Source organism: Streptomyces sp. NK08204 (genome assembly GCF_020400585.1).
GTDB lineage: Bacteria > Actinomycetota > Actinomycetes > Streptomycetales > Streptomycetaceae > Streptomyces.
The window spans coordinates 82,262-97,721 of record NZ_JAINVF010000017.1 but is presented as its reverse complement, the minus strand read 5'-3'; the positions used below and the strand labels follow the sequence as shown (position 1 = coordinate 97,721).

Genomic DNA, 15,460 nt, shown 5'->3' with positions numbered 1-15,460 from the left:
GAAGAGGCGTGCCCGGCGAAGGGCACCCGGACGGCGGCACGAGGAGTGAGGGAGGGAGCCGGAGCGATGGGCGACCACAAAGAGCAGCAGCCCGTACGGGTGGGCGCGGCCGTCCGGCGGCGCCGTCGTGCGCTGGAACTGACCCTCGCCGTGGTGGCCGAGCGCAGCGGACTGTCCGTGCCGTTCCTCAGCCAGGTCGAGAACGACCGGGCCCGCCCCAGCCGTACGTCCCTGGAGAAGGTGGCCGACGCCCTGCGTACCACCGCGGTGGAGCTCCTCGCCGCCGCCGACCCCGCGGCCACCGTGGACGTCGTGCGCGCCGAGCCCACCGCCGAGGGCGACTTCGCCGCGCGCACCCGCTCCCTGGTCCGCGGCCACCATCAGCTGCACGCCTCCGAGTTCACCGGCGACCACGACGCGGGCCGCGAGTTCCAGCACCGCAACGACGAGCTGATGTACGTCGCGGACGGCGCGGTGGAGATCGAGGCCGAGGGTCGTGCCTACCGCCTCGGTCGCGGGGACACCCTCTACCTCACCGGTGGGGTCCGCCACCGCTGGCGCGCCACGGTCCCGGACACCCGGGTGATCGTGGTCGCGGTCGCCGAGCACATCGAGGCCGTCCAGGACCGGTCCCGCTAGTGCGGGTCGTCTCCCTCGTCCCGTCACTGACGGAGGCGGTCGCCGTGTCGCTGCCCGGGGTGCTCGTCGGCGCCACGGACTGGTGCACCCGTCCCGCAGGCCTCGCCGTCACCCGGATCGGCGGCACGAAGAACCCGGACGTGCAGCGGATCGTCTCGCTCGGGCCCGATCTGGTGATCGCCAACGAGGAGGAGAACCGCGGCCCCGACCTCGACGCCCTTCGGGCGGCGGGCCTGACGGTGCTGGTCACCGAGGTGCGCGAGGTGCCGCAGGCCTTCGCCGAACTGGAGCGGGTACTGACCGCGTGCGGGGCGCCGGGGCGGCCCCGCTGGCTGGACGAGGCGGCGGCGGTGTGGTCCGCGCTCCCGGCACCCGCCGAGCGGCGCACGGCGGTCGTACCGGTGTGGCGACGCCCCTGGATGGTGCTCGGCCGGGACACCTTCGCCGGTGACATGCTGGCCCGGCTGGGCGTGCACCACCTGTACGCCGGCCATCCCGACCGCTATCCCCGCATCCCCTTGGCCGAGCTGCGGGCGGCGGCGCCGGACGTCGTCGTCCTCCCGGACGAGCCGTACCGCTTCACCGCCGGCGACGGCCCGGAGGCGTTCCCCGGACTGAGCTGCGCACTGGTCAGCGGACGGCACCTGACCTGGTACGGTCCGAGCCTGGCCGAGGCGCCGCGGGTGCTGGCCGAGGCCCTGCGAGCAGCGCACCGCTGAGCAGCCCGCGGACCGTGCCCCGGGCCGCCGCTCCCCACGCCACGACCAGTAGCGCGTACAGCCCGACGGCCAGCGCGTCGTAGCAGGCCAGCCGGGTGTGCCGGGCGAGGGCCGCGGTGCCGGTGACACATGTGCCCAGCGGGAAAGTGAACGCCCACCAGGTCATCGCGAACCCCATGCCCTGCCGCCGGGCCCGCACCACGTGCGCGCTCGAGAACGCCAGCCAGAGCAGCGCGAAGCCCGTCACGGGCACCCCGTACAGCACGGCGAGGACGCCGAGCCCGCGCTCGTAGGCGGCCGGTACGACCCCGTGGGCGGCGTCCGCGATCAGGCCGACGGCGGTGGCGGACTGCCCGAGCGGTCCGAGCACCAGGAAGAGCGTCGGAGTGAGCGTGAGGGGCAGCGGGCCTGCGGTGAGCAGCCGCGCGAAGACCAGCGGCAGCATCAGCAGCGCTGCCAGCAGGCTCAGCCCGAACAGGGCGAGGCAGGCCAGCAGCAGCGTCTCCCGTGCCTGGCCGGGCGGCAGGTGCGGCACGAGCAGCGGGCCGCACGCGGCCGACACCATGGGCGGGACCAGTGGCAGCAGCCACACCGGCGTGGCCTGCGCGGCCTCGACCCGGTGGTGCACGGCCATCAGGTACGGCCCGACGACGGCCGCGGCGAGCCCCACGGCCGTACCGGCCGTGAACAGCACGGTGTCGACGGCGACGGCCGCCCACTGGCCGATCCAGTCCCGCCCGAGCGTGAGGGCGCCGGCGCCCACCACCAGCAGCGCCATGGACACACAGCCGTAGAACGGGGCCATGGCCGGATCGAGGAGGTGGTCTCGGGCCTGGTCGCGGTGGTGGGCCCAGTGCCGGGCGCGCGCGGCCACCAGGGTCACGAGCAGCAGGAACGACAGCGCCCAGAACGCCGTGAACAGGCCGCGCGGAACGCCGTCGGACACGGGGAGCGCGGCACCGGCCGTGCCGACGGCGGCGGTGCCCATCACGGAGGCGTACCAGTTGGGGCCGAGGTGCCGGACGCGGGCGGCGCGGACGCCGTGGGGGACTGCAGGGGACGGGGCTGCGGTGACCATGGATGCCACCATTCCGCCGTCATCCGCCCCTGACCAGGGACTTCGTGCCTATGAGGGCATAAGCTGGTCTTATGAGCGAGGTGGACGGACAGCGATCGGCAGCGGGATCACTGGCGCACCGGGTGCCCGACCTGGCCGCGCTGGAGCTGTTGCTGGCGGTGGCGCGGCTGGGCAGTCTCGGCGCGGCGGCACGGGAGGTCGGCATCACCCAGCCCGCCGCCAGCAGCCGCATCCGCTCCATGGAACGGCAGTTGGGCGTGGCCCTGGTCGACCGGTCCCCGCGCGGCTCGCGGCTCACGGACGCCGGCGCCCTGGTGACCGACTGGGCCCGCCGGGTCGTGGAGGCGGCGGAGGCGTTCGACGCGGGGGCGCAGGCCCTGCGGGACCGGCGGGACTCGCGGCTGCGGGTGGCGGCCAGTATGACCATCGCCGAGTACCTGCTGCCCGGCTGGCTGCTGGCGCTGCGTGCCGGACGCCCGGACACGGCGGTGTCGCTGCTCGCGGGCAACTCGGCGAAGGTTGCGGAGCTGCTGCTCCAGGACGAGGCGGACCTGGGCTTCGTGGAGGGCCTCACGGTCCCCACCGGCCTGGACTCCACCGTCATCGCCCACGACCGCCTGATCGTCGTCACCGCCCCCGGCCACCCGTGGGCCCGCCGCAGGCGCCCGCTGACGGCCCAGGAGCTGGCGGCCACGCCTCTGATCCTGCGCGAGCGCGGTTCGGGCACCCGTCAGGTCCTGGACGCCGCCCTGGGGGGCCTCGCCCGCCCGCTGATCGAGCTGTCCTCGACCACGGCCGTGAAGGCGTCGGCGGTCAGCGGCGCGGGCCCCTCGGTGCTGAGCGAACTGGCGGTCGGGGAGGAACTGGCGATGCGGCGGCTGGTCAGCATCCCGGTGGACGGGGTGGCCCTGCGCCGGGACCTGCGGGCCGTGTGGCCGACGGGGCACCGCCCCACGGGGCCGGCGCGGGAGCTGCTGTCGCTGACGCGGGGCTGAGCGCACCCGGTCCGGCAGCCGCCTCCACCAGCGCCCGCATCACCCGTACGTCCTCGCCCATCTCCGGATGCCACTGGACCCCGAGCACCCACCCCTCGGCCGACGGCAGTTCGATCGCCTCCACGGTCCCGTCCTCGGCGTGAGCGGACGGCACCAGCCCCGCGCCGAGCCGCTCCACCGCCTGGTGGTGATAGGTGGGCACGGCAGTCTCCTGCGGCACGATCCCGGCGTACAGGCTCCCCGGCACCGGCTTGACCGGGTGCAGGCCGAAGACCCCGGGCCGCTCCGCGTGCCCGTCGATGTGCTGCACGAGCGTCCCGCCGAGGGCCACGTTGAGCAGCTGCATGCCGCGGCAGATCCCCAGCAGCGGCACACCCGCGGCCAGCGCGGCCTCGATCAGGGCCAGTTCCCAGGCGTCCCGCTCCCGCGCCGGCGGGCCCGTGCGGGGCTCGCGCTCGGCGCCGTAGCGCACCGGTTCCACGTCCGGCCCGCCCGCGACCACGAGCCCGTCCAGCCGCGCCACCACGGCAGCGGCCCGCTCCGGCGCGTCCGGCGGCAGCAGCGCGGCCAGCCCCCCGGCCCGCTGCACCAGCCGCGGGTACCCGGCCGGCAGCAGCGCCGCGTCCAGTTCCCACACGCCCCAGCGCGCGCGGGCCTCCAGATAGGTGCTGACCCCGATCAGCGGTCGTACGGTCACCCGCGCCTCCCGTCCTCAATGGTGTGGAGACATACCTTTGCAGAGGTGGCTCACGTCAGGAAGCCCCGCAGCAGTGCCGCCGTGCCCGCGCAGTGCTCGCGCATCATCTCCCGCGCTCCGTCCGGGTCCCCGTCCAGCACCGCCTCCACCAGCGCGCTGTGCTGGCGCTGCGAGTGCTCCAGGTTGCGCACCAGCAGCGGGATGCAGTCGAGCAGGTCGTTCACCGTGGCCCGGACCGCCGCGTACTGCGCGGTCAGCGACGGTGACCCGCACAGCTCGGCCAGCGTCAGATGCAGCAGCGTGTCCAGGCGCCGGTAGTCGGCGAGGGGTGCGTCGTGCGTGCGGGCCAGCGCCTCACGCAGCCGCCGTGCCTGCTCATCGGTCAGCCCGTGCGCCGCGCACAGCCCGGCAGCGCCCACTTCCAGCACCTCCCGGAAGCGCAGCACGTCCTCGATGTCGACCTCGGCGACCCGCCGCCGCAACTCGTCCTCGCCGCCCGCGTCCACCCGCGGCAGCACAAACGTTCCGCCGTAGCGCCCGCGCCGCGACTCCACCAGCCCCTGGTCCTGGAGCACCTTCAGCACCTCGCGCAGCGTGACCCGGCTGATCCCGAGCCGGTCCGCCAGTTCCCGCTCGGCCGGCAGCCGCCCGCCGCCCGGCACCAGGCCGAGCCGTACAACCTGCAGGATCTGCTCCAGCGCCTCCTCGAAGCCGTTGCCCGCCCGCACCGGACGCAGTACCGGAGCGAGCCGGCCGTCCACCTCCCGCGCACCCCTGTCCCGCGACATGCGGCCGCATCCCTTCCCAAGCAATGGTTCTCGGCAATACCTTATGGCTCCCGGTCCGGCCGAGAAAGTGCCGCAGACGCCGAAGGAGGCTCTCCCGTGGCAGACCGCACACCCCCGCTGAGTGCCGAGGAACTGCACGCCCTCGTCGCGAGCGGTGAGATCGACACGGTCGTCCTGGCCTTCCCCGACATGCAGGGGCGGCTCCAGGGCAAGCGGTTCGCCGCCCGCTTCTTCCTCGACGAGGTCCTGCACCACGGCACCGAGGGCTGCGCCTACCTGCTCGCCGTCGACACCGAGATGAACACGGTCGACGGCTACGAGATGTCCTCCTGGGACCGCGGCTACGGCGACTTCGCCATGCGCCCCGACCTGTCCACCCTGCGCCGCATCCCCTGGCACCCGGGCACCGCCCTCCTCGTCGCCGACCTCGTCTGGAACGACGGCTCCCCGGTCGCCGCCGCCCCCCGCCAGATCCTGCGCCGCCAGCTCGACCGGCTCGCCGCACTCGGCTACACCGCCCAGGTGGGCACCGAGCTGGAGTTCATCGTCTTCAAGGACACCTACGAACAGGCCTGGAACGCGGGCTACCGCGGCCTCACCCCGGCCAACCAGTACAACGTCGACTACTCCGTCCTCGGCACCGGCCGCATCGAGCCCCTGCTGCGCCGCCTGCGCAACGACATGACCGGCGCCGGCCTCACCGTCGAGTCGGCCAAGGGCGAGTGCAACCCGGGCCAGCACGAGATCGCCTTCCGCTACGACGAGGCCCTCGTCACCTGCGACCAGCACGCCCTGTACAAGACCGGCGCCAAGGAGATCGCCGCCCAGGAGGGCGTCTCCATCACCTTCATGGCCAAGTACAACGAGCGCGAGGGCAACTCCTGCCACATCCACCTCTCGCTCGCCGACGCCGACGGCACCAACGTCATGGCCGGCTCCCCGGGCGACCCCGGGGGCATGTCCGAGGTCATGCGGCACTTCCTCGCCGGACAACTCGCCGCCCTGCGCGACTTCTCCCTCCTCTACGCCCCCAACATCAACTCCTACAAGCGGTTCCAGCCCGGCTCCTTCGCCCCCACCGCCGTCGCCTGGGGCCACGACAACCGCACCTGCGCGCTGCGCGTCGTCGGCCACGGTCCCTCCTTGCGCTTCGAGAACCGCCTCCCCGGCGGTGACGTCAACCCGCACCTGGCCGTCGCCGGGCTGGTCGCGGCCGGGCTGTACGGCATCGAGCAGCGGCTCGAACTCCCCGCGCCCTGCCCCGGCAACGCCTACACCGCGGACTTCGAACACGTCCCGACCACCCTCCGCGAGGCCGCCGAACTCTGGGAGAACAGCCCCCTGGCCAAGGCCGCGTTCGGCGACGAGGTCGTCGCGCACTACCGCAACATGGCGCGCGTCGAACTGGACGCCTTCGACGCCGCGGTCACCGACTGGGAGCTGCGCCGCTCCTTCGAACGCCTGTGAGCCGAACGCCTGTGAGCCGAACGCCTGTGAGCCGAACGCCTGCGAGGCGAACGTCTGTGAAAGGTCACCACGTGTCCGACCCGCACGAGCTGAAGGTCCTCAACCCCGCCACGGAAGAGGTCGTCGCCACCGTCCCCGCCGCAACGGCGGAGGACGTCGACGCCGCCGTCGTAGCGGCCGCGCGTGCCCAGACCCGGTGGGCCGCCCTGCCGCCGGCCGACCGCGCCCGGCTGCTGCGCCGCTTCGCCGACACCGTCGACGGTCACCTCGAGGAGCTGGCCCGGCTGGAGGTCCGCGAGGCCGGCCACACCGTCGGCAACGCCCGCTGGGAGGCCGGCAACGCCCGCGACCTGCTGCTGTACGCGGCCGGCGGCGCCGAACGCCTGCTCGGCAAGCAGATTCCGGTGCCCGGCGGCTGGGACATCACCTTCGAAGAACCCCTCGGGGTCGTCGGTGTGATCGCCCCCTGGAACTTCCCGATGCCCATCGCCGCCTGGGGCTCCTTCCCGGCACTGGCCGCGGGCAACGCCGTCGTCCTCAAGCCCGCCGAGACCACCCCGCTGACCGCGCTCCGCCTGGCCGAACTCGCGCTGGAGGCGGATCTGCCGCAGGACCTGTTCCAGGTTCTCCCCGGCCACGGCCACACCGCGGGCCGTGCCCTGGTGGACCACCCCGGCGTCGCCAAGATCGTGTTCACCGGATCCACCCGCACCGGCCGCGAGGTCATGGAGCGCTGCGCCCGCCTCGTCAAGCCCGTCACCCTCGAGCTCGGCGGCAAGAGCCCCAACGTCGTCTTCGCCGACGCCGACCTCAAGGCCGCCCTCGACCCCTTCTCCTTCCTGGACAACTCCGGCCAGGACTGCTGCGCCCGCACCCGTGTCCTCGTCCAGGAGACCGTGTTCGAGGAGGCCCGCGCCTTCCTCGCCGACGCACTGGCCGCCGTGGTCGTGGGCGACCCGGCCGACGAGAAGACCCAGATGGGACCGCTGATCTCCGCTCAGCAGCTGGACCGCGTACGGTCCTACGTCCCCGAGGACGCCCCCGCGCTGCGCGGCAGAGCCCCCGACGGACCCGGCTTCTGGTTCCCGCCGACCGTCCTGACGGGAGAGCGGCCGGACAGCGCCGCGGCCCGTGAGGAGATCTTCGGCCCGGTCGCGGTCCTGCTGCCCTTCACCGACGAGCAGGACGCGATCCGCCTCGCCAACGACACCCCGTACGGCCTGTCCGGCTCCGTCTGGACCCGGGACATCGGCCGCGCCCTGCGCGTGTCCCAGGCCGTCCGCGCGGGCAACCTGTCCGTCAACTCCCATTCCAGCGTGCGCTACTGGACCCCGTTCGGCGGCTTCAAGCAGTCCGGCCTCGGCCGTGAACTCGGCCCCGACGCCCTGACCGCCTTCACCGAGACCAAGAACGTCTTCATCAGCACGGAGGGCACCGCACAGTGACCGAAACCCCTGTCTGCCGCCGCCTGGTCGGCCGTACCGCCGTCGTCACCGGAGCCGGCAGCGGCATCGGACTCGCCACCGCCCGCCGGCTCGCCGCCGAGGGCGCCCACGTGGTCTGCGCGGACGTGGACGAGATCCGCGGCAAGGCCGTCGCCGACGAGGTCGGCGGGCTGTTCGTGAAGGTCGACGTCACCGACCCGGAGCAGGTCGAGGCGCTGTTCGAGGCGGCGTACGACACCTACGGCAGCGTCGACGTCGCCTTCAACAACGCCGGCATCTCCCCGCCCGACGACGACTCCATCCTGGAGACCGGCCTGGAGGCCTGGAAGCGCGTCCAGGAGGTCAACCTCACCTCCGTCTACCTGTGCTGCAAGGCCGCCATCCCCTACATGCGCCGCCAGGGCAAGGGCTCCATCATCAACACGGCGTCCTTCGTGGCGCGGATGGGCGCGGCGACGTCCCAGATCTCCTACACGGCCTCCAAGGGCGGCGTCCTCGCCATGTCCCGCGAGCTGGGCGTGCAGTTCGCCCGCGAGGGCATCCGGGTCAACGCCCTGTGCCCGGGCCCGGTCAACACCCCTCTCCTGCAAGAGCTGTTCGCCAAGGACCCCGAGCGGGCCGCCCGCCGCCTCGTCCACATCCCGCTGGGCCGGTTCGCCGAGGCCGAGGAGATCGCCGCCGCCGTCGCGTTCCTCGCCAGCGACGACTCCTCCTTCGTCAACGCCACCGACTTCCTGGTGGACGGCGGAATCTCCGGGGCGTACGTCACGCCGCTGTAGAGGGGCGCGTCACAGGAAGGTCCGCCCCTCGCCCCGGTAGGTGGGCACGGTCGCCGAGACCGTGTCCCCCTCGACGAGATGCAGCACATCGAACCGCTCGCACAGCTCGCCCGCCTTGGCGTGCCGGAACCACACCTTGTCACCGACGAGCAGATCGTCGGCGGGCGAGCCGAGCAGCGGGGTCTGCACCTCCCCGGGGCCCTCCTGGGGGTCGTAGGCGAGCCCCTCCGGAAGGTACGGCACCGGCAGCCGGTCCGGGCCGGCGGCGCCGGAGGCCGGATAGCCGCCGCCGAGCACGGTGACGACACCGACGCCGGGCCGCCGTACGACGGGCTGGGCGAACAGCGCGGCCGGACGGCCACGGAAGGCCGTGTAGTTGTCGAAGAGCCGCGGGACGTACAGCCCGGAACCGGCCGCGATCTCGGTGACCGCGTCCTCCGCCGCGGTGTGCTGCACGCTGCCCGTGCCGCCGCCGTTGACGAATTCCAGGTCCGGGACGACGGCCCGCACCGCCCGTACCACCGTGGCCCGCCGCCCGGCCAGCTCCCGACGCGCGGCGGCCTGCATCAGCCGGATGGCGCGCGAGCGGAACGGACGGCCCGCGATCGCGTCCCCGACCCCCGCGATGTGCCCCTCGTACGCCATGATCCCCACCAGCCGGAACCCCGGCCGCCGGGCCACCGCCCCTGCCAGCTCGGCCAGTTGAGCGGGCGAATGCAGCGGCGAACGGCGCGCCCCCACCCGCACCCGGCCGCCGAGCAGCTTCAGCGAGGTGTCCAGCTCCAGGCAGACCCGCACCACTTCGCGTCCGCCGTCACGGGCGGCGTCGATGAGGTCCAGCTGGGCGATGTCGTCCACCATCACGGTGACCGCGGCGGCGAGCTTGGGGTCGGCGGCCAGCTCCGCGAACCGCGAGCGGTCCGCCGACGGATAGGCCAGCAGGATGTCGTCGAAGCCGGACCGCGCGAGCCACAGCGACTCGGCCAGCGTGAACGACATGATCCCCCGGAACCCGTCCCTCGCCAGGACGCGCTCCAGCAGGGCCCGGCAGCGCACCGACTTGCTGGCGACCCGGACGGGCTTGCCGGCGGCCCGGCGGACCAGATCGGCAGCGTTCGCGTCGAAAGCCTCCAGATCGACGATCGCGACAGGGGCGTCGAGATGGGCGGTGGCCCGGTCGTAACGGGCCCGGTCGGCGGCGCGCGCAGTCATGAACGAAGGGTGCCAGACCCGATTACCGCAGGGTAGAGGGACGTTCCGGGCAGATGCCCCGGGGCTGCGGACTGGTTCCCTGGACCCGCCCGACAACCCGTAGAGTGACGCGCACGTACGGCGGAAGGCGTCCCACCGCATCACCCGGACCGGCATGCGGGTGCGGTGAACCCGGATGCGCGTTCGGCCGTACGGGTATGCGTGCCCGGGACGGACTCTGCGCACCGGGCACGGCCGAGCTGCAGGACGGCCCGCGTACGAGGGAAACGGCCCGGGCACGAGGAAACGGGGGGTGCATGAGCACGGAAGCGCGCCGCGCCCCGGTCCCGCCTCGCCCATCGGCTCCACCCCCGGGCAACACCCCCGCCACCGCGTCGGCACCGCCCGCGCCCCCGGCTCCCCAGGGAACGGGCGACGGCACCGAGGCGGGGCCGGCCTTCACCCCGGGCGAAGCCGCCCTCGACCCCGCCGCCCGTCCCGGCGCGCCGACTCCGTCCGGGCCCTCGGCGGCCCCCGGTACCGGCTCGGGCCCTGCCGTTCGTCCGGGCGTTCCTGCTCCCGCCCTGCCGCTTGCCGAGCCCGGCGCCCGCCTCGACCACGCCCTCGATACCGGTCGCGCCCTGGATGCCGCGCCCGGTCCCGACGAGGAGCCGTCCGTCTTCGCCCCGCGCGCTGCGCGGCCCTCGGGGCCGTCCGCCGTGCCCGAGGCCGGTGCCCCCGTCAGCCCGCCCCCGCCACCTGCCTCGGCCCGCTTTCCCGACATGCCGCCGCTCCCGGCGGGCCCCGCCGGTACGACGTCCTCTCCGCGCCTGCCCCACCGCCCGGGACCGGAGCCCAGCCGCCCCACGGCCGCACAGGAAACCCCGTCGGAGACGACGACCCGGCTGCGCCCCGTGCCCTCGGTACCCGGGCCGACCGACGATGCCGGCACACCGTCCGCTCCAGCGCCCCCGGCCCGCCCCGCCGCTCCCGCAGCAACCCCGGGACCCGCCACCGCAGGGCCCGGCACCGCCGGTTCCGGCACCGGCGCCCCCCGGGTGCCCGGCGCGGCCCCCGGCTGGGGTCCGTCGGCCCCGGCCCACCCCGGCGCTCCCCGGACTGCCGCCACCGGCACGCCGGGCCCCGCCCTGTCCTGGAGCGCCGCCGCGGCGGCCCGGCCCGTCGTGTCGTTCGCGGAGCCGGACACGCGCGGGCCGCGCGGGCGCGTACGGACCCGTACCGTCGCTGCCGCGGCCTGTCTCGTGCTCGGGCTCGGTCTCGTCGGCGGTGCCGTGACCGGGAGTTGGCTCACCGGAGGCGGCGAGGACGGCGGTACCGGCAAGGGGTTCAGCGCCGCCGGCACGCTGTGGCACAGCGTGCCCGTCGACCAGCTGTTCCCGCCCACCGTCCAGGGCACCGGCGCCGGACCCGGCGGTGCCGACCGCACCTGGACACGGATCGCCGTCGCCCCCGACAGCGGCTGCGCCCACGCCTTCGACCCGCTGCTGCGCAAGGCCCTCGCCCCCGTCGGCTGCCGTCGGCTGCTGCGCGCCACCTACGCCGACTCCACCCAGAGCTACGTCACCACCGTCGGCCTGATGTTCACCAAGGCCGACCCCGCCGCCATGTCCGCGCTCGCCGCCCGCTTCCGCGACGAGCACCTGGACCGCCGCGCCGACCTGATGCCCCGCCCGTACGCGGCCGAGGGCACCGCCGCGGCCGGTTTCGGCGACCGGCAGCGCGCCTCCTGGACCGTCTCCGTCCTGACCGACGCCCCCGTCGTCGCCTACGCCGTGTCCGGCTGGGCCGACGGCCGCAAGGTCGACTCGCCCCAGCCCGCCGCGGACGCCGTCCGCTCCGGCGCCACCACGCCGGCCGCCCAGTCCGGCCTCGGCAACGAGGCCCAGGGCCTGGCCGACCGCATCCAGCGACGCCTGCGCCAGACCGTCAGCACGGCCACGGAGCAGCCCTCATGAGGGGATCGACGAGGGGATCGACGAGCCGGCCGGCAGGCTACCGCCGCGTGCGCGCGACCGGAGCGGCGGTGAGCGTCCTGCTCGCCGGTTCGCTCGCCCTGCTGCCGTCCGCCGTCGCCCACGCCGACGGCATCCGCGCCCAGCAGTGGGGCCTGACCGCCCTCCACCTCCACGAGGCCTGGCAGACCACCAGGGGCCGGGGCGTCACCGTCGCCGTCCTGGACACCGGAGTCGAGGCCGACCACCCCGACCTGGTCGGCAACGTCCTGCCCGCCAAGGACATGATCGGCTTCGGCTCGGGCCCCGGCGACCGCACCTGGGCCCGGCACGGCACCGCCATGGCCGGCATCATCGCGGGACACGGCCATGGACCCGGCGACGCCGACGGCGTCATGGGCGTCGCGCCCGAGGCGAGGATCCTGCCCGTGCGGGTCATCCTGGAGGACAGCGACCCGGCCCGCGCCAAGGCCCGCACCACCCGGGGCAACGCCCTCGCCGACGGCATCCGCTGGGCCGCCGACCACGGCGTCGACGTCATCAACCTCTCCCTCGGCGACGACTCCGCCTCCGCGCACCCGGAGCCCAGCGAGGACGAGGCGGTGCAGTACGCCCTGGACAAGGGCGTGGTCGTCGTGGCCTCCGCGGGCAACGGCGGCGACAAAGGCGACCACGTGTCCTACCCGGCCGCCTACCCCGGCGTCATCGCGGCCACCGCCGTCGACCGGTACGGCACCCGGGCCTCCTTCTCCACCCGCCGCTGGTACGCCACGGTCAGCGCGCCGGGCGTCGACGTCGTGATCGCCGACCCCGACCACAGGTACTACGCAGGCTGGGGCACGAGCGCCGCCTCCGCCTTCGTCTCCGGCGCGGTGGCCCTGATCAAGGCGGCCCATCCCGGCCTCGGCCCGGCCCAGGTCAAGAAGCTCCTGGAGGACACCGCCCGCGACGCCCCCGTCGGCGGCCGGGACGACTCCCGGGGCTTCGGCATGATCGACCCGGCGGCGGCGCTCAGAGCAGCCGACCGCCTGAAGCCGCATGGCCTGCGCCCGGCGTCGTACGGCAAGAGGTACTTCGGCCCCGGCCCGGACACCCCCGAGGCCACCACCAGCGCCTCCGACTGGGCCGGTCCCCTGGCGGGCAGCATGGGGGCCGTCCTCGTAGTGGCGGGGGTGATCCTCTGGCGGGGACGCAGGGAAACTCCCTGACGCCCGGCCCGGCGAAGAGACGGGCAGGGGAACCACGACCCCGGAAGCCGCCTCCACCAGGAGTTTCCCTGCCGTGAGACCCGCGTCGGGGAAGGCTGGGATTCCTGGGAGCGAGGGCGACGGCGACGCCAGGGGCCCGGCCCCGTACGGGCCCGGAATCCTCCCCCTATAGGCTCGGTGACCGTGGCGAACAAGAACATTCCCGACCCCGGCTTCTCCGACGACGACGGCTCCGCCGACCCGAGGCTGAGCGCCGCGCTCGCCGCCTGGGCGGAGGACCGCAGCGCCGTCGGGCCCGTGCTGGAGGCGCTCAAGGGCACCCGCCTGCTCGTCCCCGTCGTCGCCGTGCTCGGCGAGGTGGAGGAGGACGAGAACGGGCTGCGCCGCGAGAAGACCAGCGAGATGGCCGTACCCACCCTGAAGGCCGGAGGGCGCACCGCCCTGCCCGCCTTCACCTCCACCGACTCCCTCGCCCGCTGGGACCCCGGGGCCCGCCCGGTCGCCGTACCCCTCCACCAGGCGCTGCAGGCCGCCGCGCACGAGAAGGCGGACACGGTCGTACTGGACCTGGCCGGACCCGTGCCCTTCGAGCTGACCGGCCCGGCGATGCTCGCCCTGGCCGAGGGCCGCGTCAGCACCGACCCGCTCGCCGACCCGGCCGTCGTCGAGGCCGTCCGTGCGGCCGTGGCGTCCGAGCCCGCCGTGCTGCGCGCCCACCTCGGGCCCGGACAGGCCGACGGCACCCTCGCTCTCGTCCTCGACCCGGCCGCCCCGCCCGCCGAGACCGCCCGCGCGGTGGCCGAGCGGCTCGCCGCCGACGAGACGCTGAGGGCCCGCCTCGTGCGTGGCCTCGACCTGGCACTGCTGCCGGCCGGGACCACGCCTGCGGGCGAGCCCCTGTACGTGAAGGAACAGATGTGAAGGAACGGGTCAGCTGTAGACCGGGAACGGGTCAGCTGTAGACCGGGCCGGTGTACTTCTCGCCCGGTCCCTGGCCCGGCTCGTCCGGGACGACCGATGCCTCGCGGAACGCCAGCTGCAGCGACTTCAGGCCGTCGCGCAGCGGCGCCGCGTGGAAGGAGCTGACCTCGGTCGCGCTCGCGTCCAGCAGACCGGCGAGCGCGGAGATCAGCTTGCGGGCCTCGTCCAGGTCCTTGAACTTCTCGCCCTCCTCGCTCAGCCCGAGCTTCACCGCGGCGGCACTCATCAGGTTGACGGCGACCGTCACGATCACCTCGACGGCGGGGACCTCGGCGATGTCCCGGGTCATCGCGTCGAAGTCGGGGTTCTCGGGGCCGGGGTGCTCAGGAGGGGTCTCACTCATGTCCCACACGATAGGCCGCGACGGGTCTCCGGCCCCAGTTGGCCTCGGTTAGCCCTTCCTGCCCGGAGCTGCTAACCTTGTGTGACGACCGGCCGGAGACGCGTACCTCGCGGTGAGCGTTACCGGCCCACAAGTGGAGGCTTTCGAACTCCCACCCGACCACCCTCCGGGGCGGCGGGTCACCGGTCAGACGGTTCTGCCGCCCTTGATGGCGGGGATCCGTCCGAAAGTGCGCCCCGCGGCATCGCGGCGGTGTTCCGGTAGTTCGAGGAGCCCCGCCTGTGATCGTCCGGGGCATTTTTTCTGCTTCGGCGCGGTTAGGTCTAACGAACACAGACGTTACGCGGCTGTCCGCCAGACCGTCGCGTGGTGCTACCGAGGAGGATCCATCAGCGCCGAGCCCCGCATCAACGACCGGATTCGCGTTCCCGAGGTGCGACTTGTCGGTCCCAGTGGCGAGCAGGTGGGCATCGTCCCGCTGGCCAAGGCACTGGAGCTTGCGCAGGAGTACGACCTGGACCTGGTCGAGGTCGCGGCGAACGCCCGTCCGCCCGTGTGCAAGCTCATGGACTACGGGAAGTTCAAGTACGAGTCGGCCATGAAGGCCCGTGAGGCGCGCAAGAACCAGGCGCACACGGTCATCAAGGAGATGAAGCTCCGGCCGAAGATCGACCCGCACGACTATGACACCAAGAAGGGTCACGTCGTCCGGTTCCTCAAGCAGGGCGACAAGGTCAAGATCACGATCATGTTCCGTGGCCGCGAGCAGTCCCGCCCCGAGCTGGGCTACCGGCTGCTGCAGCGCCTCGCGGAGGACGTCCAGGACCTCGGTTTCGTCGAGTCGAACCCGAAGCAGGACGGCCGCAACATGATCATGGTCCTCGGTCCGCACAAGAAGAAGACCGAGGCGATGGCCGAGGCCCGTCAGGCGCAGGAGGCCCGCAAGGCGGAGGCGAAGGCCAACCCCGGCCGCTCGCAGAACGCTGCCGATGCCGAAGCCCCCGCCGAGGCGCCCGCCGAGGAGCCCGCCGAGGCGTGATCCCGGGGTGAGCTTGCCCCGGGCGCAAGACCCGGGACGAGAGTCCCAGGATGTAACCGAAACAAGAGCGACGCTCCACAGTGCCCGGTTTTCGTGACCGGGCACCGGAGCGCCACCG

The 15,460-nt window shown here is 73.9% G+C and carries 14 protein-coding genes and 1 pseudogene; 10 read left to right on the top strand and 5 right to left on the bottom strand.

Annotated elements, in window-relative coordinates; translation table 11 throughout:
- Window positions 1-66 precede the first annotated feature (66 nt).
- Both K7G59_RS23920 and K7G59_RS23915 read left to right on the top strand, forming a co-directional pair.
- Window positions 67-639: a helix-turn-helix domain-containing protein gene (locus tag K7G59_RS23920; RefSeq protein ID WP_225837510.1), complete on the top strand. Its 573-nt coding sequence runs from the start codon at window positions 67-69 to the stop codon at window positions 637-639.
- Window positions 639-1,358 carry a helical backbone metal receptor gene (locus tag K7G59_RS23915; protein ID WP_225837507.1) on the top strand — a complete coding sequence of 240 codons (720 nt, stop codon included), beginning with the start codon at window positions 639-641 and terminating at the stop codon, window positions 1,356-1,358. The genes K7G59_RS23920 and K7G59_RS23915 overlap by 1 nt, the downstream gene beginning before the upstream one ends.
- Here K7G59_RS23915 and K7G59_RS23910 read toward each other — a convergent pair.
- Complete coding sequence (locus K7G59_RS23910; RefSeq protein WP_225837505.1) at window positions 1,270-2,436, bottom strand: TDT family transporter; 1,167 nt, start codon at window positions 2,434-2,436, stop codon at window positions 1,270-1,272. The genes K7G59_RS23915 and K7G59_RS23910 overlap by 89 nt on opposite strands.
- A 71-nt stretch (window positions 2,437-2,507) precedes the next feature.
- Here K7G59_RS23910 and K7G59_RS23905 point away from each other — a divergent pair, with 71 nt between their 5' ends.
- Entirely contained in the window at window positions 2,508-3,431 is a 924-nt protein-coding gene (locus K7G59_RS23905; protein ID WP_225837503.1) for a LysR family transcriptional regulator, read from the top strand.
- Window positions 3,432-3,441: 10 nt separating this feature from the next.
- Here the strand turns inward: K7G59_RS23905 and K7G59_RS23900 are convergent.
- A pseudogene (locus K7G59_RS23900) lies at window positions 3,442-4,128 on the bottom strand (gamma-glutamyl-gamma-aminobutyrate hydrolase family protein); the annotation flags it as partial.
- Between the two features lie 50 nt (window positions 4,129-4,178).
- Window positions 4,179-4,916, bottom strand: coding sequence for a FadR/GntR family transcriptional regulator (locus tag K7G59_RS23895; RefSeq protein ID WP_225837500.1), 738 nt, complete (start codon window positions 4,914-4,916; stop codon window positions 4,179-4,181).
- Window positions 4,917-5,012: 96 nt separating this feature from the next.
- Between K7G59_RS23895 and K7G59_RS23890 the strand changes: the two genes are divergently transcribed.
- From K7G59_RS23890 to K7G59_RS23875, 3 genes are all read left to right on the top strand, one after another.
- Window positions 5,013-6,383 (top strand): glutamine synthetase family protein, encoded by a 1,371-nt coding sequence (locus tag K7G59_RS23890; RefSeq protein WP_225837498.1) that lies wholly within the window; start codon window positions 5,013-5,015, stop codon window positions 6,381-6,383.
- A 71-nt stretch (window positions 6,384-6,454) separates the two neighbouring features.
- Window positions 6,455-7,828 carry an aldehyde dehydrogenase gene (locus K7G59_RS23880; protein WP_225837495.1) on the top strand — a complete coding sequence of 458 codons (1,374 nt, stop codon included), beginning with the start codon at window positions 6,455-6,457 and terminating at the stop codon, window positions 7,826-7,828.
- The gene (locus K7G59_RS23875) at window positions 7,825-8,607 is read left to right on the top strand and encodes a 3-oxoacyl-ACP reductase (protein ID WP_225837493.1); all 783 of its coding nucleotides are present in this window, start codon (window positions 7,825-7,827) and stop codon (window positions 8,605-8,607) included. Before K7G59_RS23880 ends, K7G59_RS23875 begins: the two co-directional genes overlap by 4 nt.
- A 9-nt stretch (window positions 8,608-8,616) precedes the next feature.
- On the opposite strand, the gene K7G59_RS23870 is transcribed toward K7G59_RS23875, so the two are convergent.
- On the bottom strand, window positions 8,617-9,819 hold the full coding sequence (locus K7G59_RS23870; protein ID WP_225837491.1) for an amino acid deaminase/aldolase: 1,203 nt from the start codon (window positions 9,817-9,819) through the stop codon (window positions 8,617-8,619).
- Between the two features lie 296 nt (window positions 9,820-10,115).
- Between K7G59_RS23870 and K7G59_RS23865 the strand changes: the two genes are divergently transcribed.
- The 3 genes from K7G59_RS23865 to K7G59_RS23855 all read left to right on the top strand — a co-directional run bounded on the left by K7G59_RS23865 (window position 10,116) and on the right by K7G59_RS23855 (window position 13,900).
- Window positions 10,116-11,774: a hypothetical protein gene (locus K7G59_RS23865; protein WP_225837489.1), complete on the top strand. Its 1,659-nt coding sequence runs from the start codon at window positions 10,116-10,118 to the stop codon at window positions 11,772-11,774.
- Window positions 11,771-12,979 (top strand): type VII secretion-associated serine protease mycosin, encoded by a 1,209-nt coding sequence (mycP, locus tag K7G59_RS23860; RefSeq protein ID WP_225837486.1) that lies wholly within the window; start codon window positions 11,771-11,773, stop codon window positions 12,977-12,979. The genes K7G59_RS23865 and mycP overlap by 4 nt, the downstream gene beginning before the upstream one ends.
- A gap of 183 nt (window positions 12,980-13,162) precedes the next feature.
- A complete protein-coding gene (locus K7G59_RS23855; protein WP_225837484.1) occupies window positions 13,163-13,900 on the top strand; it encodes an SseB family protein in 738 nt (245 codons plus the stop codon).
- A gap of 31 nt (window positions 13,901-13,931) precedes the next feature.
- On the opposite strand, the gene K7G59_RS23850 is transcribed toward K7G59_RS23855, so the two are convergent.
- Window positions 13,932-14,303, bottom strand: a complete 372-nt coding sequence (locus K7G59_RS23850; protein ID WP_225837482.1) for a DUF1844 domain-containing protein — start codon at window positions 14,301-14,303, stop codon at window positions 13,932-13,934.
- 388 nt (window positions 14,304-14,691) lie between these two features.
- Here K7G59_RS23850 and infC point away from each other — a divergent pair, with 388 nt between their 5' ends.
- Entirely contained in the window at window positions 14,692-15,342 is a 651-nt protein-coding gene (gene infC / locus K7G59_RS23845) for a translation initiation factor IF-3 (RefSeq protein WP_225837578.1), read from the top strand.
- The last annotated feature ends 118 nt before the right edge of the window (window positions 15,343-15,460 follow it).

What these genes read in the sequence shown, in the direction of transcription:
- K7G59_RS23920 (WP_225837510.1), top strand. Translation starts at nt 67, where the DNA reads ATGGGCGACCACAAAGAGCAGCAGCCCGTACGGGTGGGCGCGGCCGTC.
- K7G59_RS23910 (WP_225837505.1), bottom strand. Translation starts at nt 2,436, where the DNA reads ATGGTCACCGCAGCCCCGTCCCCTGCAGTCCCCCACGGCGTCCGCGCC.
- K7G59_RS23905 (WP_225837503.1), top strand. Translation starts at nt 2,508, where the DNA reads ATGAGCGAGGTGGACGGACAGCGATCGGCAGCGGGATCACTGGCGCAC.
- K7G59_RS23895 (WP_225837500.1), bottom strand. Translation starts at nt 4,916, where the DNA reads ATGTCGCGGGACAGGGGTGCGCGGGAGGTGGACGGCCGGCTCGCTCCG.
- K7G59_RS23870 (WP_225837491.1), bottom strand. Translation starts at nt 9,819, where the DNA reads ATGACTGCGCGCGCCGCCGACCGGGCCCGTTACGACCGGGCCACCGCC.
- K7G59_RS23865 (WP_225837489.1), top strand. Translation starts at nt 10,116, where the DNA reads ATGAGCACGGAAGCGCGCCGCGCCCCGGTCCCGCCTCGCCCATCGGCT.
- mycP (WP_225837486.1), top strand. Translation starts at nt 11,771, where the DNA reads ATGAGGGGATCGACGAGGGGATCGACGAGCCGGCCGGCAGGCTACCGC.
- K7G59_RS23850 (WP_225837482.1), bottom strand. Translation starts at nt 14,303, where the DNA reads ATGAGTGAGACCCCTCCTGAGCACCCCGGCCCCGAGAACCCCGACTTC.